The sequence below is a fragment of the Natrinema sp. 74 genome (genome assembly GCF_046097095.1).
Taxonomy (GTDB): Archaea; Halobacteriota; Halobacteria; order Halobacteriales; family Natrialbaceae; genus Natrinema.
Window position 1 is genome coordinate 2107435 of record NZ_CP175698.1, and the last position, 15934, is coordinate 2123368.

The 15934-nt window shown below is 64.0% G+C and carries 15 protein-coding genes; 5 read left to right on the top strand and 10 right to left on the bottom strand.

Annotated features, from left to right (window positions below):
• Nucleotides 1-2: 2 nt before the first annotated feature.
• Complete coding sequence (locus ACJ70B_RS10430) at nt 3-632, top strand: HPP family protein (protein WP_408956921.1); 630 nt, start codon at nt 3-5, stop codon at nt 630-632.
• A gap of 143 nt (nt 633-775) precedes the next feature.
• Here the strand turns inward: ACJ70B_RS10430 and ACJ70B_RS10435 are convergent, their stop codons facing one another.
• From ACJ70B_RS10435 to ACJ70B_RS10465, 7 genes are all read right to left on the bottom strand, one after another.
• Nucleotides 776-2008, bottom strand: a complete 1233-nt coding sequence (locus ACJ70B_RS10435) for an MBL fold metallo-hydrolase (protein WP_408956922.1) — start codon at nt 2006-2008, stop codon at nt 776-778.
• A 197-nt stretch (nt 2009-2205) separates the two neighbouring features.
• Complete coding sequence (locus ACJ70B_RS10440) at nt 2206-4047, bottom strand: IucA/IucC family protein (RefSeq protein ID WP_408956923.1); 1842 nt, start codon at nt 4045-4047, stop codon at nt 2206-2208.
• Nucleotides 4048-4049: 2 nt separating this feature from the next.
• The gene (locus ACJ70B_RS10445) at nt 4050-5420 is read right to left on the bottom strand and encodes a lysine N(6)-hydroxylase/L-ornithine N(5)-oxygenase family protein (protein ID WP_408956924.1); all 1371 of its coding nucleotides are present in this window, start codon (nt 5418-5420) and stop codon (nt 4050-4052) included.
• Complete coding sequence (locus ACJ70B_RS10450; RefSeq protein ID WP_408956925.1) at nt 5413-6069, bottom strand: GNAT family N-acetyltransferase; 657 nt, start codon at nt 6067-6069, stop codon at nt 5413-5415. Before ACJ70B_RS10450 ends, ACJ70B_RS10445 begins: the two co-directional genes overlap by 8 nt.
• Nucleotides 6066-7880 (bottom strand): IucA/IucC family protein, encoded by a 1815-nt coding sequence (locus tag ACJ70B_RS10455; protein WP_408956926.1) that lies wholly within the window; start codon nt 7878-7880, stop codon nt 6066-6068. Before ACJ70B_RS10455 ends, ACJ70B_RS10450 begins: the two co-directional genes overlap by 4 nt.
• Nucleotides 7877-9361: a pyridoxal phosphate-dependent decarboxylase family protein gene (locus ACJ70B_RS10460; RefSeq protein WP_408956927.1), complete on the bottom strand. Its 1485-nt coding sequence runs from the start codon at nt 9359-9361 to the stop codon at nt 7877-7879. The genes ACJ70B_RS10455 and ACJ70B_RS10460 overlap by 4 nt, the downstream gene beginning before the upstream one ends.
• Nucleotides 9358-10731, bottom strand: a complete 1374-nt coding sequence (locus ACJ70B_RS10465) for a diaminobutyrate--2-oxoglutarate transaminase (RefSeq protein WP_408956928.1) — start codon at nt 10729-10731, stop codon at nt 9358-9360. Before ACJ70B_RS10465 ends, ACJ70B_RS10460 begins: the two co-directional genes overlap by 4 nt.
• Nucleotides 10732-11433: 702 nt before the next feature.
• Here ACJ70B_RS10465 and pan2 point away from each other — a divergent pair.
• The 3 genes from pan2 (at nt 11434) to ACJ70B_RS10480 (ending at nt 14035) form a co-directional block, all read left to right on the top strand.
• Nucleotides 11434-12666 carry a proteasome-activating nucleotidase Pan2 gene (pan2, locus tag ACJ70B_RS10470; RefSeq protein WP_408956929.1) on the top strand — a complete coding sequence of 411 codons (1233 nt, stop codon included), beginning with the start codon at nt 11434-11436 and terminating at the stop codon, nt 12664-12666.
• Between the two features lie 430 nt (nt 12667-13096).
• Nucleotides 13097-13576: a pyruvoyl-dependent arginine decarboxylase gene (locus ACJ70B_RS10475; protein ID WP_408956930.1), complete on the top strand. Its 480-nt coding sequence runs from the start codon at nt 13097-13099 to the stop codon at nt 13574-13576.
• 60 nt (nt 13577-13636) lie between these two features.
• Nucleotides 13637-14035: a DUF5811 family protein gene (locus ACJ70B_RS10480; RefSeq protein ID WP_408956931.1), complete on the top strand. Its 399-nt coding sequence runs from the start codon at nt 13637-13639 to the stop codon at nt 14033-14035.
• Between the two features lie 50 nt (nt 14036-14085).
• Here ACJ70B_RS10480 and ACJ70B_RS10485 read toward each other — a convergent pair whose 3' ends face one another.
• The 3 genes from ACJ70B_RS10485 to ACJ70B_RS10495 all read right to left on the bottom strand — a co-directional run bounded on the left by ACJ70B_RS10485 (nt 14086) and on the right by ACJ70B_RS10495 (nt 15561).
• Entirely contained in the window at nt 14086-14505 is a 420-nt protein-coding gene (locus ACJ70B_RS10485; RefSeq protein WP_408956932.1) for a DUF6276 family protein, read from the bottom strand.
• A 33-nt stretch (nt 14506-14538) separates the two neighbouring features.
• On the bottom strand, nt 14539-15255 hold the full coding sequence (locus ACJ70B_RS10490) for a V-type ATP synthase subunit D (protein WP_408956933.1): 717 nt from the start codon (nt 15253-15255) through the stop codon (nt 14539-14541).
• A 102-nt stretch (nt 15256-15357) separates the two neighbouring features.
• The gene (locus ACJ70B_RS10495) at nt 15358-15561 is read right to left on the bottom strand and encodes a zinc ribbon domain-containing protein (protein ID WP_408956934.1); all 204 of its coding nucleotides are present in this window, start codon (nt 15559-15561) and stop codon (nt 15358-15360) included.
• A 64-nt stretch (nt 15562-15625) separates the two neighbouring features.
• Between ACJ70B_RS10495 and ACJ70B_RS10500 the strand changes: the two genes are divergently transcribed.
• The gene (locus ACJ70B_RS10500) at nt 15626-15913 is read left to right on the top strand and encodes a hypothetical protein (RefSeq protein WP_408956935.1); all 288 of its coding nucleotides are present in this window, start codon (nt 15626-15628) and stop codon (nt 15911-15913) included.
• The last annotated feature ends 21 nt before the right edge of the window (nt 15914-15934 follow it).

Consider the following 15934-nt stretch of genomic DNA (forward strand, 5'->3'; position numbering starts at 1 on the left):
AAATGGATCGCTCTCGCGACTCCATCGGTAACCGGACGTCCGATATCGTGATCGGGTTGGCCCGGCGCTTCGATCTGTCGACCCTCGAAGCCCACCACGACCACACGGTTGTACTCGGCGCTTTCGCCTTCGTCAACGGGCTGATTTCGATGTCCCTCATGGGGGCGGCCGCTCTAGCGACGAGAGAGCCGTTCATCTTCCCGTCACTGGGCCCGACTGCGTTCCTGTTTTTTCACACACCGCTCGAGAACGCCGCCTCTCCGCGAAACACCGTCTACGGACACCTCATCGGTATCTTGGCAGGCTGGTTCCCTCTAGCCGCGTTCGGCTTGCTGGGTGCCGGCCCGGCGCTCCCCGGGGGGATTTCGGGTGCCAGAGTGGGAGCCGCTGCGCTGTCCTTAGCGCTCACCGCCGGAGTCATGGTCTGGCTGCACGTCCCGCACCCGCCGGCCGGAGCCACCACTCTCATGGTCAGCCTCGGACTACTCACCCGCCCCGTCGCGCTCGGCGTGTTACTGTTGGCCGTCGTCTTGCTGACGCTGCAAGCACTCCTCATCAACCGAGCGGCCGGCCTTGACTATCCCCTGTGGAAACCCAACTCCTCCCGTCCGGACTCGACTGAATCCGATTGAGCCATGCGCTCTCTCAATCGGTAGCCGGGACTCGAGTCGGAGGGTCTGCGGACGGTTCGCGGCGACGTCCCGCGATCACGCTCGAGAACGACGTCGTCGATAGAGACGAACTCTGCGAGCCGATGGACCGAACGTATCGGGAGTCAAACGCTATGTACAGAGCCCAGCCGCGGTGTCGTAGCCTCGATCCCCTCTTCTCGGAGCCCAGACGCGAATCGCTCACACCGGTCTCCGTGGTTTATCAGAATCGTGCTGTCCTCGTACGAGCCGAGGAACTCGAGAAGCCCGTCTCGGTCAGCGTGCGCAGAGAAATCATACTGCTCGATCTGTGCGCTGACCGGCATCGTTTGGCCGTCGATCTCGGCGCTGCCCGTCTCCACGAGGTCACGACCGGGTGTCCCTTCGACCTGATGGCCGGTCATGGTGATCTTGTTCATCGGATTCGCCCGAATTTCCGGGATATAGGTCATAGCGGGGCCGCCGGACAGCATTCCGCTGGTGGTGATGATCGCTGCCTTCTGGTCGGCGATTCGCTTTCGTTGACCGTTACGACCGGTGACGAACCGCGCGTGGGATTTCGCCCGTCGAAATGCGTCCTCGTCGCGAACGAACGCGGGATACTGTCGAAGCATCTCGGTCACCCGCTTTCCCATCCCGTCGACGTAACACGGGATGTCGTAGGCGTCACAGACGAGCATTAGCTCCTGGGTCCGTCCGATCGCGAACGCAGGGACGACGACCGTGCCGCCCTCCCAGAGCGTCGTCTCGACGCTCTCGGCGAATCGCTCTTCCACCACGGACCGGTCTGTATGCTCGACGTCGGAGTAGGTGCTCTCGCAGATGACGACGTCAGCGTCGGGTCGTGCAGTGGTCCCCGAGACCAGCCGCTGATCGTCAGTGTGGAAGTCACCCGTATAGAGCAAGCGCGTGTCCCCATCGTCGACGAGCACGTGGGCGCTTCCGGGGATGTGTCCCGCGTTGTAAAACGTCACGTCGTAGCCGGCCGCTTCGAAGGATTCCCGATACCCGTGCGTTTTCGACACCTGCGTGACGCGCTTGAGATCGGTCTCGGTGAACGGACAGTTGTATGATCCCCCGTGTAATTTGAGCGTGTCCCGCGCGAGCGTCAGCGTCAGCTCGTACGTCGGCGGCGTCCAGTGGATCGGCGGCCGCGAGTCACCGGAAAGCAGGGACGGTATCGTCCCGACGTGATCGAGATGTCCGTGCGACACGACGACCGCGTCGGGGGTCGGTGTCTCGACCGGAAACTGCGGAGGGGTGCCCGTCAACATCCCGAAATCGAGGAGGAGAGAATCGTCCACGAGAACGGCACTGCGGCCGATTTCGCGGGCGCCGCCGAGAAACTGAATATCCATTACCGGCGTTATACTCGCCATCCGCTTTTCTTCGTCGGTTTACCCGATACCCGGGTGCGAGCACCCGATGATGTCGAACCGATTGAATACGGTATCGGCGGTGGGACCACTCGCTCTGAAACCCGCTAGGTCGTATTCCGACAATGGATTTCAGCGCCCCTCCCTGAAGACAGGAGAGCGAGTCTGTGTCGGACCCCCTAGTCGTCGGCGGGATTCGGCCGATTCGCGTACTCCACTGGATCGGTTGCGACCTCGTAGAGGGGGTTCGTCACCGTGCCATGCTCGGAGGCGTGGGGACGACCGGGCGCGTCGTCGTAGCCGTACTCGAAGATTCGGTTCCGATTGAGACTGAGCTTCGTGAACTCGGGCTGAAGCAGGTCGAAGAGCTCGAACCGCTCTTCCAGTTCGGGGAACTGCGATTGGTACGCGAGTATCGTCTCTCGAGCGTGGGTCCAGAACTGCGCTTCGGAGTACCCCTCGTGCTCGACGAGGAGGTCCGCGACGTATCGGAGCACACAGACGAACAGCCCGGAGAAGATGAACTGACAGAGCCCTTCCGGGGGTTCCCTTCGGAGCACGTCACGCAACTCGTCGGAGAGCCCGTCCAGTTCGGGAAGCGGGCGGTCGCTTACGTTCACGTCGTCGGCGAAGTCCTTGATCGCGAGGCGGGAGGGAACTCCGTCTTCAACGAGCAGGATCGTGTTCTGTCCGTGCGGGGAGAAGACCGTGCCGTAGCGATAGAGGAAGTGCAAGAGCGGCGGCAACACGGTTTCGAAAAACTCCGCGAGCCATTCGTCGAGCGTGAGCCCCGACTCCGCGACGAGTTGCGAGATGTATGGCTCGCCCTCGCCGTCGACGTGCATCAGCGAGGAGAGCGTGACCGCCTCCTCGTCGTCGTCCAGAAACGTGTAGATGGACTCTCGCCAGACAGCGCCGAGCAGTTCGTGGTACTGGTAGGGCGAGCCCTCGATGTCGGTGAAATCCGAGTGGTCGTAGTTGATCCCTGCGATCTCCCCGGGAAGGACGAGTCCCTGTGCTTGCAGGAACGCGTCTTGCTCGTAGATGCCCTTTATGTACTCGGTGATGACAGGAGCGATCTCGGTCCGTTCTCCGGGGAGACCGCGCCAGACCAGCGTATTGAGGATCCGCATCGGGACTTTGACGTGGTGTTTCTCCTCGTCGTCGACGTTGACGAAGGTACGTACCGACTGTTGTGGCAGGTACTCGTCCGGCCCCTCTCCGAGTGGCACGATGTCCTCGGCCGCGATGTGATCGGGAAACAGCGGGACGATACTGTTCTCCCACTGCCAGTCGTGGACCGGCAGGAAGTAGTAGTCGTCCGGATCGAGGCCCTGTTCGGTCAGCCGGTCGCGGAACTCCCCATACCGGGACCCGAGCTCGCGCCGGACGAGCGAGTCGTGGTCGACGTCCTCGGTAGCGACGAAGGTCGCCGTTTCCCTGCGGACGGCGACCCACGAGAGCGCCACGGGGGTTTTCTGTTCGGGCGCAAACTGTCGGTAGTCGTCGTACCCCCAACCGAGGCGGCCTTTATTGTACGTGATCCAGGGGTGGCCTTCCATCTCGCCCTCGAGTTCGGCGTAATCGAGCTCGAGCAGATCGACGTCGTCGCGGTGTCGCTTGCGAGCCTCGACGTGGGCGTCGGCGAGAAGCGTCCGCTTGTACTCGCGAACGAGGTTCCCTTCGGTCAGCCCGTCGAGATCGGTGGTTTCGCCGAGGTTGCGAACGAGTGCGAGCGGATCCGTGAACGCGGTCCAGTCGTCGCTCCCGTCGCGGCGTTCGACGGTGTCGCCGTAGACGTGGAGGCTGTCCAGCAGCCGCTCCGCGGCCTCGAATCGGTACGACGTCTCGCCGAGATCGAAGCGGTAGGTAGTGCGCTCGCCGTCGTCATCGACCGCCCGCGGTGTGAGTATCTCTTCGTACGTGAACTCTTCGAGCATCTTCGTGAGGAGGCGGCGTTCGACCGTCTCCCACGTTTCGCTGTCCAGTGCGCGCTGTCGCGTCGTGTCGTTCGGATTCATCATCAGTCGTCGTCGGTCGGGATCGCTTCGCTCCCGGGCTGTCGGGAAGCGGACGGTGCGTGTTCGATGAACTGCTCCACTGCGAAGTCCTGATAGACCGTGTCGGTGTCTTCGGGGTAGGCTTCGCGGCCGACGAGGCGGTTGACGAACGTCGTGTTCCGATAGCAGCCGAGGCCGAGATCGGGGACGCCGACGCCGTGGGTGTGGAGTTCCGCGTTCTGGAGAAACACGTCCCCCGCCACGTCGATGTCGAGTCGGTGGTCCGGCGTCACCTCGAACCGCCCCTCGTCGTCCCAGTTGATCGCTTCCTTGAGGGGCTCGAGGAAGTCCGGAATCGGGCGCTCGTATCCGGTCCCGAGGACGACGACTTCGCTCTCGTGTACGAACGATTCCTCTGCCTGCCACTGGTGGCAGTCGAGGGCATACGCGTCGCCCACGTCGGCAATGTCTCGCACCTCCGTCATCGCGAAGAGACCGATATCGGGATCGCGGTCGCCGATCGAGCGCCGATAGAGGAGGTCGTAGATGTCCGCGCTCGTTTCCGGATCGACTCCTTTGTAGAGCAGCTCTTGGTTCGGGATGAGATCGTCTTTCACCGCTTGGGGGAGGTCGTAGACGTACTGCTCGTACTCGGGCGTGAAGTGTTGCAGCCCCAGTTTGGAGTACTCCATCGGGAAGAACCCGTCCGAGCGCGTCACCCAGTCCAGTCGATAGCCTCCCTCTGGACGGCGTTCCAGCAGGTCCTGAAACACCTCGGCGGCGCTCTGTCCCGAGCCCACGACGGTGACCGACTCGGCGTCCAGTACGCGATCGCGGTTGGAGCGATACCGTGCCGTGTGGAAGACGTCCTCGTCCGGCTGTCCCCGGAGCGGCTCCGGGATCTGGGGCCGCGACCCAATCCCGAGCGCGACGTTCTCGCTTCGGTACTCGAACCGGTCGCCGGTTTCGGGGTTGTGGGCCGTGACGACGTAGTGGTCGCGCTCCTCGTCCCACCGGACTGCGTGAACCTCGCGACTGAACCGACAGCTGTCGAGGTTCTCGCAGACCCACCGCAGATAGTCGTTGTACTCGCGGCGGGGCGTCTGGAACGTCTCGTAGAAGTAAAACTCGTAGATGCGCCCCGTCTCCCGCAGGTAGTTGAGATAGCTGTGTGGGTTCGTCGGGTCCGCAAGCGACACGAGATCGGCGAGAAACGGCACCTCGAGGGTCGTTCCCTCGAGCAGCATGCCCTCGTGCCAGTTGAACTCGGGCTCTCGCTCGAGGAACGCGGCATCGACGGATTCCTCGACGTCGTCTAACAGGGCTGCGAGACCGAGATTGAACGGCCCCAATCCGACGCCGACAACGTCGTAGACGCCGTCTGAGTTAGCCATCGGCGCTCACCTCGTCGCCGTCGTCCGCCCCCGACTGCGGTGTGACGGTCCTATCAGCGAGCACGTCGGTCTCGAACCGCTCTCGCTCGCAGATCAGCAGTACGGCGTCCTTCTCGGCCTCGTCGAAGCGGAACTCTCGGCGCGGTTCGAACCCGCACTGTTCGAAGACGTGGATGACGCGCTCGTTGCGAGCGTCCGGTTCCGCGACGATGCGGTCCGTCTCCGGGTGGCGAAACTGCATTCCGACCACGGCTCGCAACAGCGGTACCGCGTAGCCCTGGCCCAGGTACGCCGGCGGTCCGATAAGCAGGTGCACGCCCTGGTCGGTCGGCTCGGCGTCGTAGTGGTTCGCGACGTCGTCCTCGGCCGCCCAGTAACACTCCCAGTAGCTCATCGGAACGTGGTCCAGACACCCGACGTAGGGCGTCAGATGGTCGTCTGCGACCTTCCCGGCGAAGCGATCGCGAAACGCCGGCAACGGCAGGTCAAGCTCCCAGTACGGTTTCACGTGGTCGCTCGCCAGCCAGGCGTGGAGCCGACCGAGGTCGCGGTCGAGCGTCGCCTGCCGGAGCGAGACGGTTCTCTCGATGGTCTGATCGTAGGTCTGATAGTCGTAGTCGGTCGCGATGGTCGCGTCGGGTCCGGTCATAGATCGAGTTCGGTGACGAGCGGATTCTTTACATCCGCGTAGACGGATTGGTTCTCGAGGTCGTTCTCTAGTTCGTCCAGTCCTCGGAAGCGCGTCAGCAGGTTGGCTTTACAGGGAACGGTCGGCGACTCCAACAGCGGGGCGAGAAAGTCCGACGAGGGCCGGTCGTAGCGATCGCGGGCCCGCTCGAGTTCTTCGCGGAGGAGCGCCAATAGGCGACGCTCGTCGACGAGTCCGGCGCTCCCGAAGGCGTTGATGACGTCGAGCGCGTTGTTCAGGACGACGTAGTAGCGGAGCCGCTCGTCGGCGATGGCATCGGCACAGACGGTATCGGCGCGTTCGCCGACGCCCGGGAGATAGGCGTCGACGTCGGAATACTGCGATTCGGGGAAGTAGAACCCCTGATTGTCACGATAGCGGAACTCGCTCGGGTACCCGTCCTCGTCGAGTGTGAGCACGGAGTTCTGTTGGTGCGCCTCTACACCGACGCCCTGGACGAGATAGAGCCACAGCACCGGGCGAATCGCGATTTGCAGATACTTGCGGAACCACGCTTCGCTGACCGCGTCGGTGTCACGTCCCTCGCGTTCGGCGATGGTCGTGACGAGACGACCGAGACGGGACTGCCCCGCGATAGCGTCCTGACAGAGCGATACCAGGGGCGTCGACCGCTCTGCCAGATCGCCGCGGAAGGGGTTGGCTCGGAGAATCGTTTCCAATCCGGACTCGCGTTCGTCGCCGACGTCGAGCGCGAGGAAGGCGGGGTCGCGAACGATGTCGAAGTTCGGGAACGCGTCGGCGAGTTCGTCGCCGAACGCGGTGTCGAGGAGTTCCGCGACGGCCACGCCGCGGTCGAGTTCCGGGCGTTTGTTCGTCCGCACGGAGTTGGTGATCTTCACGTGTAACGACGATTTCACCATGAACGGGGCGTCGGGTGCGTAGAGCGTTCGGACCGAGGTCGTCGGATAGAACTCCCGCCCGACGCCGCCGAGGTATTCGATCCCGTCTCCGAGGTGTCGCCGGATGTGTGGCTGGTCGAGGAGGTACTCCGCCTGCCAGGGATGGACCGGCAGCAGGGCGTCCCCGTCGTCGACATGTTCTTCGACGAACGACGCGGACACGCTGTCGTCGTCGCGGAGGGCGTCTTTCACCCAGGTCGTGGCGCGCCGATCGAGGACCGAGTCCGACGCGACGAGGTCGGGATCGGCGCGGAAGTAGTGGAGCGGGAACGACCCGCGGAGCTCCGGTGCGTACGTTTCCCGGTTCCGGGCGGCGATACCCTGACGGCTCTTGGGCGTCGGATGGCGGTGGTGGCCGAAGACGAGCGCCTGCTCCGCATCGCGAAACGACAGTTGCTCGTCGTAGAGCCGCGCTTCGTCACGTTCACGCGCCCGGACGAAGATCTCGACGTTTCGTTTGCTCCGGAGGACCCGCTCGAGGAGTTCGTCCGGAACGGAGCCGTCCGCTCGCTCCAGCGAGAGGTCTTTCACCACGAGCGAGGCGAGCGTCGCGGCGTCGGCCCGCTGGACCACCCCGTCGGGAAGCCGATACCGAACGGGCGTGTCGAACAGATGGCGCTCGGTCGGCGACCGGTACTCGAGGGGTGCCAGGACGTCGATCCCCTGTTCGGGAAGCCGCGTCCGAAGCAGGCCGTCGGGACCGGGTGTGACGTCTGCAACGGGGTCGTCGGAGACCGTGTAGTCGCCGGTCTCGCGGAGGTAGCAGTTGAGGAACGCGTGTACGGTGGCTTCGTCGGCCCGCTCATCGGGACCGACGTCCCGGTCCGTGTGGCCGTCGAACGCCAGCGTCATGTGACCACCTCCTGCTCCCGGGCGACCGCCGCGCCGCAGTCGCGGACGACGTCTAACATCGACGCGACGTCGTCGAGCGTCGCGGTCGGATTCAGTAACGTGAACTTCAGGCTGGTCACGCCCGCGACGTCCGTCCTGGCGACGACGGCGCGCCCGTCGCGGAGCAACCGTTCTCGAACGTCCGCGTTCAACCGACTCACGGCCCGTTCGTCCATCGCCTCGCGCGGACGATAGCGGAAGACGATCGCGTTCAGCGTCGGCTCGTGTAACAGTTCGAAGTCGGTCGCCCCCTCGATGAGCGATGCGGCGTCTCGAGCCAGATCCAGGGTTTCCTCGACGAGAGCAGCCATTCCCTCGCGACCGATGGCGCGGAACGCGACGTATGGTTTCAGCGCGTCGAACCGGCGCGTCGTCTGGACGGACTTCGCAACGAGGTTCGGAACGCCGGTTTCGTCGTGGTCCGCCGGATTGAGGTAGGCGGCGTTGCGCGCCATCCACTCGAAATCGTCCCCGTCGCCCAGCAGGAACGCGCCGCAACTGATCGGTTGATAGAACAGCTTGTGGAAGTCCACGCCGACGGAGTCGGCGCGCTCGATACCGCCTAGTACGTCGTCGTAGCCGGTCAGCGCGAGGGCACCGCCGTATGCGGCGTCGACGTGGTACCAGAGGTCGTACTCGGCTGCCCGGTCGGCGAGTTCGTCCAGCGGATCGATGCTGCCGAAGTCCGTGGTTCCGGCGGTTCCGACGAGCGCGAAGGGGTTCGCGTCGCCGGTCTCGAGGTCGGCGAGTATCGCGTCGAGCGCGTCCGTGTCCATCCGTCGGTCCTCGTCGGTCGGAACGGTGACGACCGCGTCTTCACCGAGTCCGAGGTGATGGGCCGCCTGCTCGCCCGTGAAGTGGGCGTCCTCCGAACAGAGAAGACGAAGCGACTCAGCCGCTGGCGGAAGTCCGCCCGACTGCACGTCACGGCCGAACCGCCGACGACAGTACCGATCGCGGGCCAACAGCAGCGCCTGGAAGTTCGACTGCGTCCCACCACTCGTGAAGACGCCGTCCGAGGCGGCCGGAAGGTCGAACAGGTCACAGAGCGCATCGACGACCTCCTCTTCGAGGACGGTCGCGGCGGGCGCCTGATCGAAGGAGTCGAGCGACTGGTTCGCCGCGGTGAGCATCGCCTCTGCGGCGAGCCCCGGGATCATCGGCGGACACTGGAGGTGTGCCGCACACTGCGGGTTCGAGGTCCCGACGGAGTGGGCGAGGACCCTCGTGGCGGCCTCGTCGATCGCGGCCTCGAGGCCCGTCCCGGTTTCGGGGATGACGGGCTCATCGAAGTCCTCGGCGAGCGCTTCCGGCGATCGTCCGGAGTAGGGGTTCTCAGCGTCGGCGAAGTCGTTCACGACGGCGTCGGTCGCCAATTGCATGGCCTCCCGATACGCGGTAGCACCCGCCTCGGAGCCGAGAAACAGGTCATCCCCGGTCATGCGGCCACCTCGGCCGGTTCCGTGTCTGTCTCGGTGACGGCGGTGACGGCCGCTTCGAAGATGGCGGCGATCTCGTCGATCTGTGACTCGGAGACGATCAGTGGCGGGAGGAACCGGGCGGTTGCGCTCTTGCGACCGCCGAGTTCGACGATGAGGCCGCGGTCGAAACACTCGGTCTGAACTGCCGCTGCGAAATCGCCATCCGGAGCGTGCGGACCCGGCCCCTGCCAGTCGGCGTCGGTGTCGACGAACTCGACGCCCAGCATCAGCCCCCGCCCTCGGACGTCGCCGATCGGATCGAACCGCTCGGCTGTTGCTTCGAGGTGCTCTCGGAGTTGTGCGCCCACGTCGGCGGCGTGGTCATCGAGATCGTGCTCGAGTACGTAGTCGATGGTCGCTTCGCCGGCCGCCATCGCAAGCTGATTTCCGCGGAACGTTCCCGCATGCGCGCCCGGCTCCCAGACGTCGAGATCCTCGTCGTAGACGACGACGGCGAGCGGGAGCCCACCGCCGACGGCTTTCGAGAGCGTGACTACGTCGGGTGTTATTCCGGCGTGCTCGAAGGCGTACGTCTCGCCGGTCCGCCCGAGGCCCGCCTGAATCTCGTCTAAGATGAGCGGAATATCGCGTTCGCGCGTGAGACGACGGATCTCTTGAAGCCACGCATCGGGTGCGGGGATCGCTCCACCTTCCCCCTGTACGGGCTCGAGAATCATCCCGGCGGGGTCGGTGATTCCGCTTTCGTCGTCATCGAGGAGGTTCTCGACGTAGTCGCTTCCGATCTGATGGCCGGCCTCGCCGCCGACGCCGAACGGACACCGATAGTCGTACGGGAAGGGAAGGTGGTGGACGTCGTTCATCAGCCCCGAAATTGGCTCTTTGGCACCGGTATCGCCCATCAGCGAGAGCGCTCCGCTCGTCATCCCGTGGTAGGCACCCTGGAATCCGAGGATGCTCCGATTCCCGGTGGCCGTCTTGACGAGTTTGAGGGCTGCTTCGACGGCGTCGGTTCCGGCTGGGCTACAAAATTGGATCTTCGCTCGTTCGCTGAACTCGTCGGGGAGGCTCTCGAACAGCGAATCGACGAACTGCTCTTTCGCGGGCGTGGTGAGGTCGAGCGTGTGGAGCGGTCGGTCGGCTTCTAGCGTGTGCTCCATCGCTTCGACGACCTGCGGGTGATTGTGACCGAGCGCGAGCGTCCCCGCCCCGGCGAGACAATCGTAGTATTCGTTCCCGTCCACGTCCGTCACGGTGACTCCCTGTGCCTCTTGGATGGCCAGTGGGAGACGGCGGGGGTACGTTCGCGCGTTCGATTCGCGCCCGGCTTGCTGGGAGAGGATGGCGCTGGCGTCCTGCTCGAGATAGCTCATTGCGCTCCACCTCCACGACGAGTCGGAACCGCTACACGGTCGTCGGATGCTCGCGTATTTGATCGCCGCATGCAGGTTTTAGGCTCACCTAAAGCAACATAAAGCCGTCGATTTTTAGGCCAGCCTAAAACACGAGGTCGACGCTCGCGGTGACAGTGAGATAGTAGCAGTCGTTCCTCCAACGCTAACTATTTAGGCCAACCTAAAATAATATGTGGGTCCCGGAGCCCGGTTACACCGTGAGAGATCAGCATTCGAGCGATCGCTCGAGGTCGACGGGGAACACCTCGATGGGACTCGACGCACCGGACTAATTGACTTGCCAGTCGTCTTGCGGGCCGTCTCGTCGCTCCGGAGGACTTCCACTGCTCTCGCCGACGGTTCCGGCTTTGTGCCGGCGGTTCTGCTGGCTCCCTCGTCTCCGTTCGTTGCTACCGGCACGCAGTCGGTCGATCCGATCGATACACGCCGGCTCGTCTCACCCCATAACGCGGAGACGGTACTCGGAGCACGTTCGATCGACGGGACGAGTGTCAGGGGACGACTATATCACTCGAGCCATTTCGTATCGCCACTCTCAACGCGTGCTAGTGGCATCGATTCCCGTTTCCCCTGAACGGTCGCTCGACTGATATGGCGTCCGAAATCCCTCCGCGACCCAAAGGCACATTTACTGTCGATATCTTAACGGCGTACATCAGGATGTCTCGAAGCCCGTCTATCCCCGACCGACCTCACCGCGATATCGACCCCGATCTCCCAGACGACGAGCGGCTCGAGGCGCTTCGCGGGCACTACGAGGAACTCGTCGACGTCAACGAGCAGCTCTCGGCCCAACTCGACGACGCCGAGGACCGCCGAACGCGTCTGCAGGAGAAAGTCGACCGCGTCGAGCGCGAAAACGAGACGCTGAAGAGCTCCTCGCTGTACATCGCCACGGTCGAAGATGTGCTCGCAGACGAGGAAGTCATCGTCAAACAACACGGCAACAACCAGGAGGTGCTTACGGAGGTCTCGTCCCGGATGGTCGACCGCGTCGAACCCGGCGACCGCGTCGCCGTCAACGACTCCTTTGCAATCCAGACGATCCTTGACGCCGAGACCGACGCACGCGCCCAGTCGATGGAGATTACCGAGAAGCCCGAAGTCGCCTACCCCGACATCGGCGGGATCGACGAGCAGGTCCGCGAAGTCCGCGAGGCCGTCGAACAACCCCTCGCCGAGCCCGAACTATTCGACGAAGTTGGCATCGACCCGCCGAGTGGCGTGTTGCTGTACGGCCCACCGGGAACGGGCAAGACGATGCTCGCGAAAGCCGTCGCCAACGAAACTGACGCCACCTTCATCAAGATGGCCGGCTCCGAGCTCGTCCGCAAGTTCATCGGCGAAGGCTCGCGGCTCGTCCGCGACCTCTTCGAGATGGCCCGCGAGCGCGAACCCGCCATCATCTTCATCGACGAGATCGACGCCATCGCCACCCGCCGCACCGAGTCGAAGACCTCCGGCGACGCCGAGGTCCAGCGGACGATGATGCAACTGCTCTCCGAGATGGACGGCTTCGAGGCCCGCGGCGAAATTCGGATCATCGCCGCTACCAACCGCTTCGATATGCTCGACCGCGCCATCCTCCGACCCGGCCGCTTCGACCGCCTCATCGAGGTGCCCGAACCCGATGAATCCGGTCGCGAGCAGATCCTCGAGATCCACACTCGCAACATGAACATCGCCGACGGCGTCGACTTCGCCGCGCTGGCCGACGACACCGACGGCTACTCTGGGGCCGACATCGAGAGCCTCGCCACCGAGGCGGGCATGTTCGCCATCCGAAACGATCGCGACGAGGTCGCCCATTCGGACTTCACCGAAGCCTTAGCAAAGATCGAAAACGACGACTCGAGCGACGTGGTTTCGTCGGCAGGCTACTTCTACCAGTAAGCACGAAGTTTTGTGCTGTCGTTCGAGAGAGCTTCGCTCTCTCGTGACTGAGCGAATCGGAGATTCACGAGGTCCGTGAGATCGAAGCTCTCGTTTGATGATGAAAGGCACGAAGCGCCCTTCGAACCGCGGGTGCGCCGAAGGCGCACCCTCGGCAAAAATTGAGTAACAGCACTCCTCTCTCCGTTCACTCGTTGCCCGCGGCACGTCGTACTGCGCTCTCGCTTACATCGGTCGTCGGCCCGCTCGTTCGCTGCACTCACTCGCGGTACGTATTGGGTAATAGCCTGTCCGCCTCCGCTGAGCGGACGCGTAGTGTCCGCGATGCTCGGAAGAGCAACCTCTTCCGTAGCGTCGCGGCCACTGAACGCTGTTTCTCGATTCGATCCCGGATCGCAACGCCTTACGCCGTTCGTCCCCGAGGACGGATATGAGTCTGATCCGCGTCGTCTGGGGGACGGCATCGGCCCCCACGGCGATGGCTTCCTACGACGCCGCACTCGCCGAAGCCGGCGTCGAGAACTACAACCTCGTCTCCGTCTCGTCCGTGATCCCCGCAGGCGTCGACGTCGAGGCCGTCGGCACCGCGCCGGATCTCGGCCCCGCCGGCGAGCGCCTGACGGTCGTCGAAGCGCGGGCCACCACCGCCGGTCCGGGTCGCGCCAGTGCAGCGCTCGCGTGGTCCCAGTCGGCCGACGACGGCCCAGGACTGTTCTACGAGACGGCCGGTGAGATGGACCGCGCCGACGTCGAGCGCCGCGTCCGCGAGGGACTGGCCGCCGGCCAAGAACTGCGCGACTGGGAGTTCGCCGAGCCGCGGGTCGCCGTCGAGAGCCGGCAAGCCGAGTCTGGACGGCACACGACCGCTGTCGTCCTCGCCGTCTACGGCGACAGCGAGCCGATTATCTAGGATCTCCCGAATGCGAACCCTTTTCACCCGGGGACCCATTGCTCCGGGCACACACTTCTCATGAACGGAAATACGCCGTACGCAGGGCTACCGGGCGAGACTGGTGCTGGGCAGCGCGCCGCGGCGGACGTTCCGGATCTTTCGAGCGCACAGAAGCGGTTGCTCCATCGCGACGTCTCCAGAATCGCCGCCCGCACGCGTGAGTTCCTCCCCAGCGAATACGTCGTCGACGCGGACGTCTCGAGCGGCATGACCGGGCCACAGGTCACCGTCGCCGTCCGCCCGCCCGTCGGCCACGCCGTCAGCGCCGGCTTCACGCCGGATTTAGAGGAAGGCGGTGCCTCCGAGGAGGTCATCACCGCCGACGAACGCGACGAAGTCGCTCGCGGACTGGCGGCGAGCGCCGCTTTGCAGGTGAAACAGGCCGTCAGCGACGGCGTCCGGCCGACCGGTAAGTAACAAACAGACCGTTTTCCGCTTCGGATTCACTCGAGTCCGCGATCGACCCGTTAGTACAACAGTTGCTCGAGCTGATGGCGCCTGCGCTTAAGGTCGATCGCCGGCTCCACTGACGGGTCGGCGATGAGTCGATCGAGGACGAGCAGCGGGTCGGTACCGACGCGTTCGACCTCCCTGAGCAGGAGTTCGATTTCAGTGCGGTTCGTCGCCAGCGACGTACATAGGCCGATTGCGAGCGCGAGTGGGACCGCGCGCTCGGGCTGAGTTGGAAACGCGTCGCTGATTCGGTCGAACGCCGGGCGCTCGCTTGCGGTGGCCTCGTTCGGAACTGTCTCTGACTCCGCGGCCGGTTCGAGAGTCAGACAGCGAGGACAGACGGTGACGACCGCGGCCGCCGACGGCGCGTACTCGCGGTACTCGTCGGGGAGAGAAAACGAAATCGTCGACGTACCGCACTCGGAACAGGCCATGGTTCGTTCGGCCGTGGTGGGCGCTGCGATCGATCAGTCGTCGTCCGCGGTCGCGTGCTCGAGTTCGGTCTCGTCTTCCGACTCGTCTTCCGGCTCCGTGTCGGTCTCGCGTTCCGCTTTCTCTTCGGCTTCTTTTTTCTCCTTGATCTTCTTCAGGCGGAACGTTTCCTCGCGCTCCTGTTCCTCGAGTTTCTGCTCGATGTACTCTTGGTTCTCGTAGAGTTCCGGCAGCAGCTTGAACTCCAAGGCGTTGACGCGACGCTTGGTGGTCTCGATCTCGCGGAGCATCTTTTTCATCGCCGTCTCGACCTCGGCGGCGAGGATGATGCTCTCTAAGAGGTCCTCGTAGGCCTCGGCAGCTTCGTCGATACGCGCGGAGGTACCCATGATCCCGTAGCCGCGCTGATCTAAGCTCTTCGAGACGCGCGAGGATTCGATCTGGGGGACGACGACGCCCATGATGTTCTTGGACTCGGTGGTGATTTCGGGGTGTTCCTGCAGCGCCGCTGCGGCACCGCGGACCGCGACGTCGCCTTCCATCGCCCGAGCCATGTTGATCTTCTGTTGGGCGTCCTCGTAGTCGTCGGCCAGATCACCGCGGACGTCCTGGGCCTTGTCCAGAATGTCCATAAATTCCATGATCAGCCCGTCGCGTTTCTTCTCGAGCGTCCCGTGTCCCCGCTCGGAGAGCTCGATGCGATCTTCGATCGCCATCAAGTTCTTGCGGGTGGGCTTGACGTCGTTGGCCATCTTGTGGGGGGCTAGCGCCCCCAGTCGGATAACTGTTTACAGTTTCCGCGCGCTGCGTACGCCCGTTGTGGTGGCAATCGAGTCCGTCGAAGCAACTTGGCTCTAGCCGAGGAACAGATCGACCATGTCGCCCGACGACTGACCCTTGTAGAGCTCCGAGTAGCCACAGCTCGTACAACTCACGACGTGGAAACGCCGGTTCTGGATGTCGAACATTTTCGACAACCCGCCTCCCGTCGTCGCGATCTCGTCGATCTCCGTCTCCGTGTTGCCACACTTCGGACAGCCGTGTTCGTCGTCTCTCATACGGTAGTCTTTCGTGTCAATACAGAAAACTTTTCTGTTCGGGCCGTCAAATCGTTCCCGAGCCATGTCCGCCACCGTCGGTTTCGTCTTCCTCGTCGCGATAGCGCTCGTGATCCCGCTGATACTCTGGGCGGCGATCAGCGAGGAGACGTCGAACCCGACCGTGGTCGATCGCGCGGAGGCGGAGCGAATCGCGAAAGAACGTGGCGGCCGCGGATCGTCGCGTTCGACCGCTCCGTTGGACGAATCCGGCCGCGGCGACCGACATGACGAGTTCGGCTGGGATGCCCGGCGGTCGACGACCGAAGAGAGCAATGACGGCGACGAAAGGGACGAACGACGCGGGTTCTGAAGAGACTTGCTGGACCGCCGG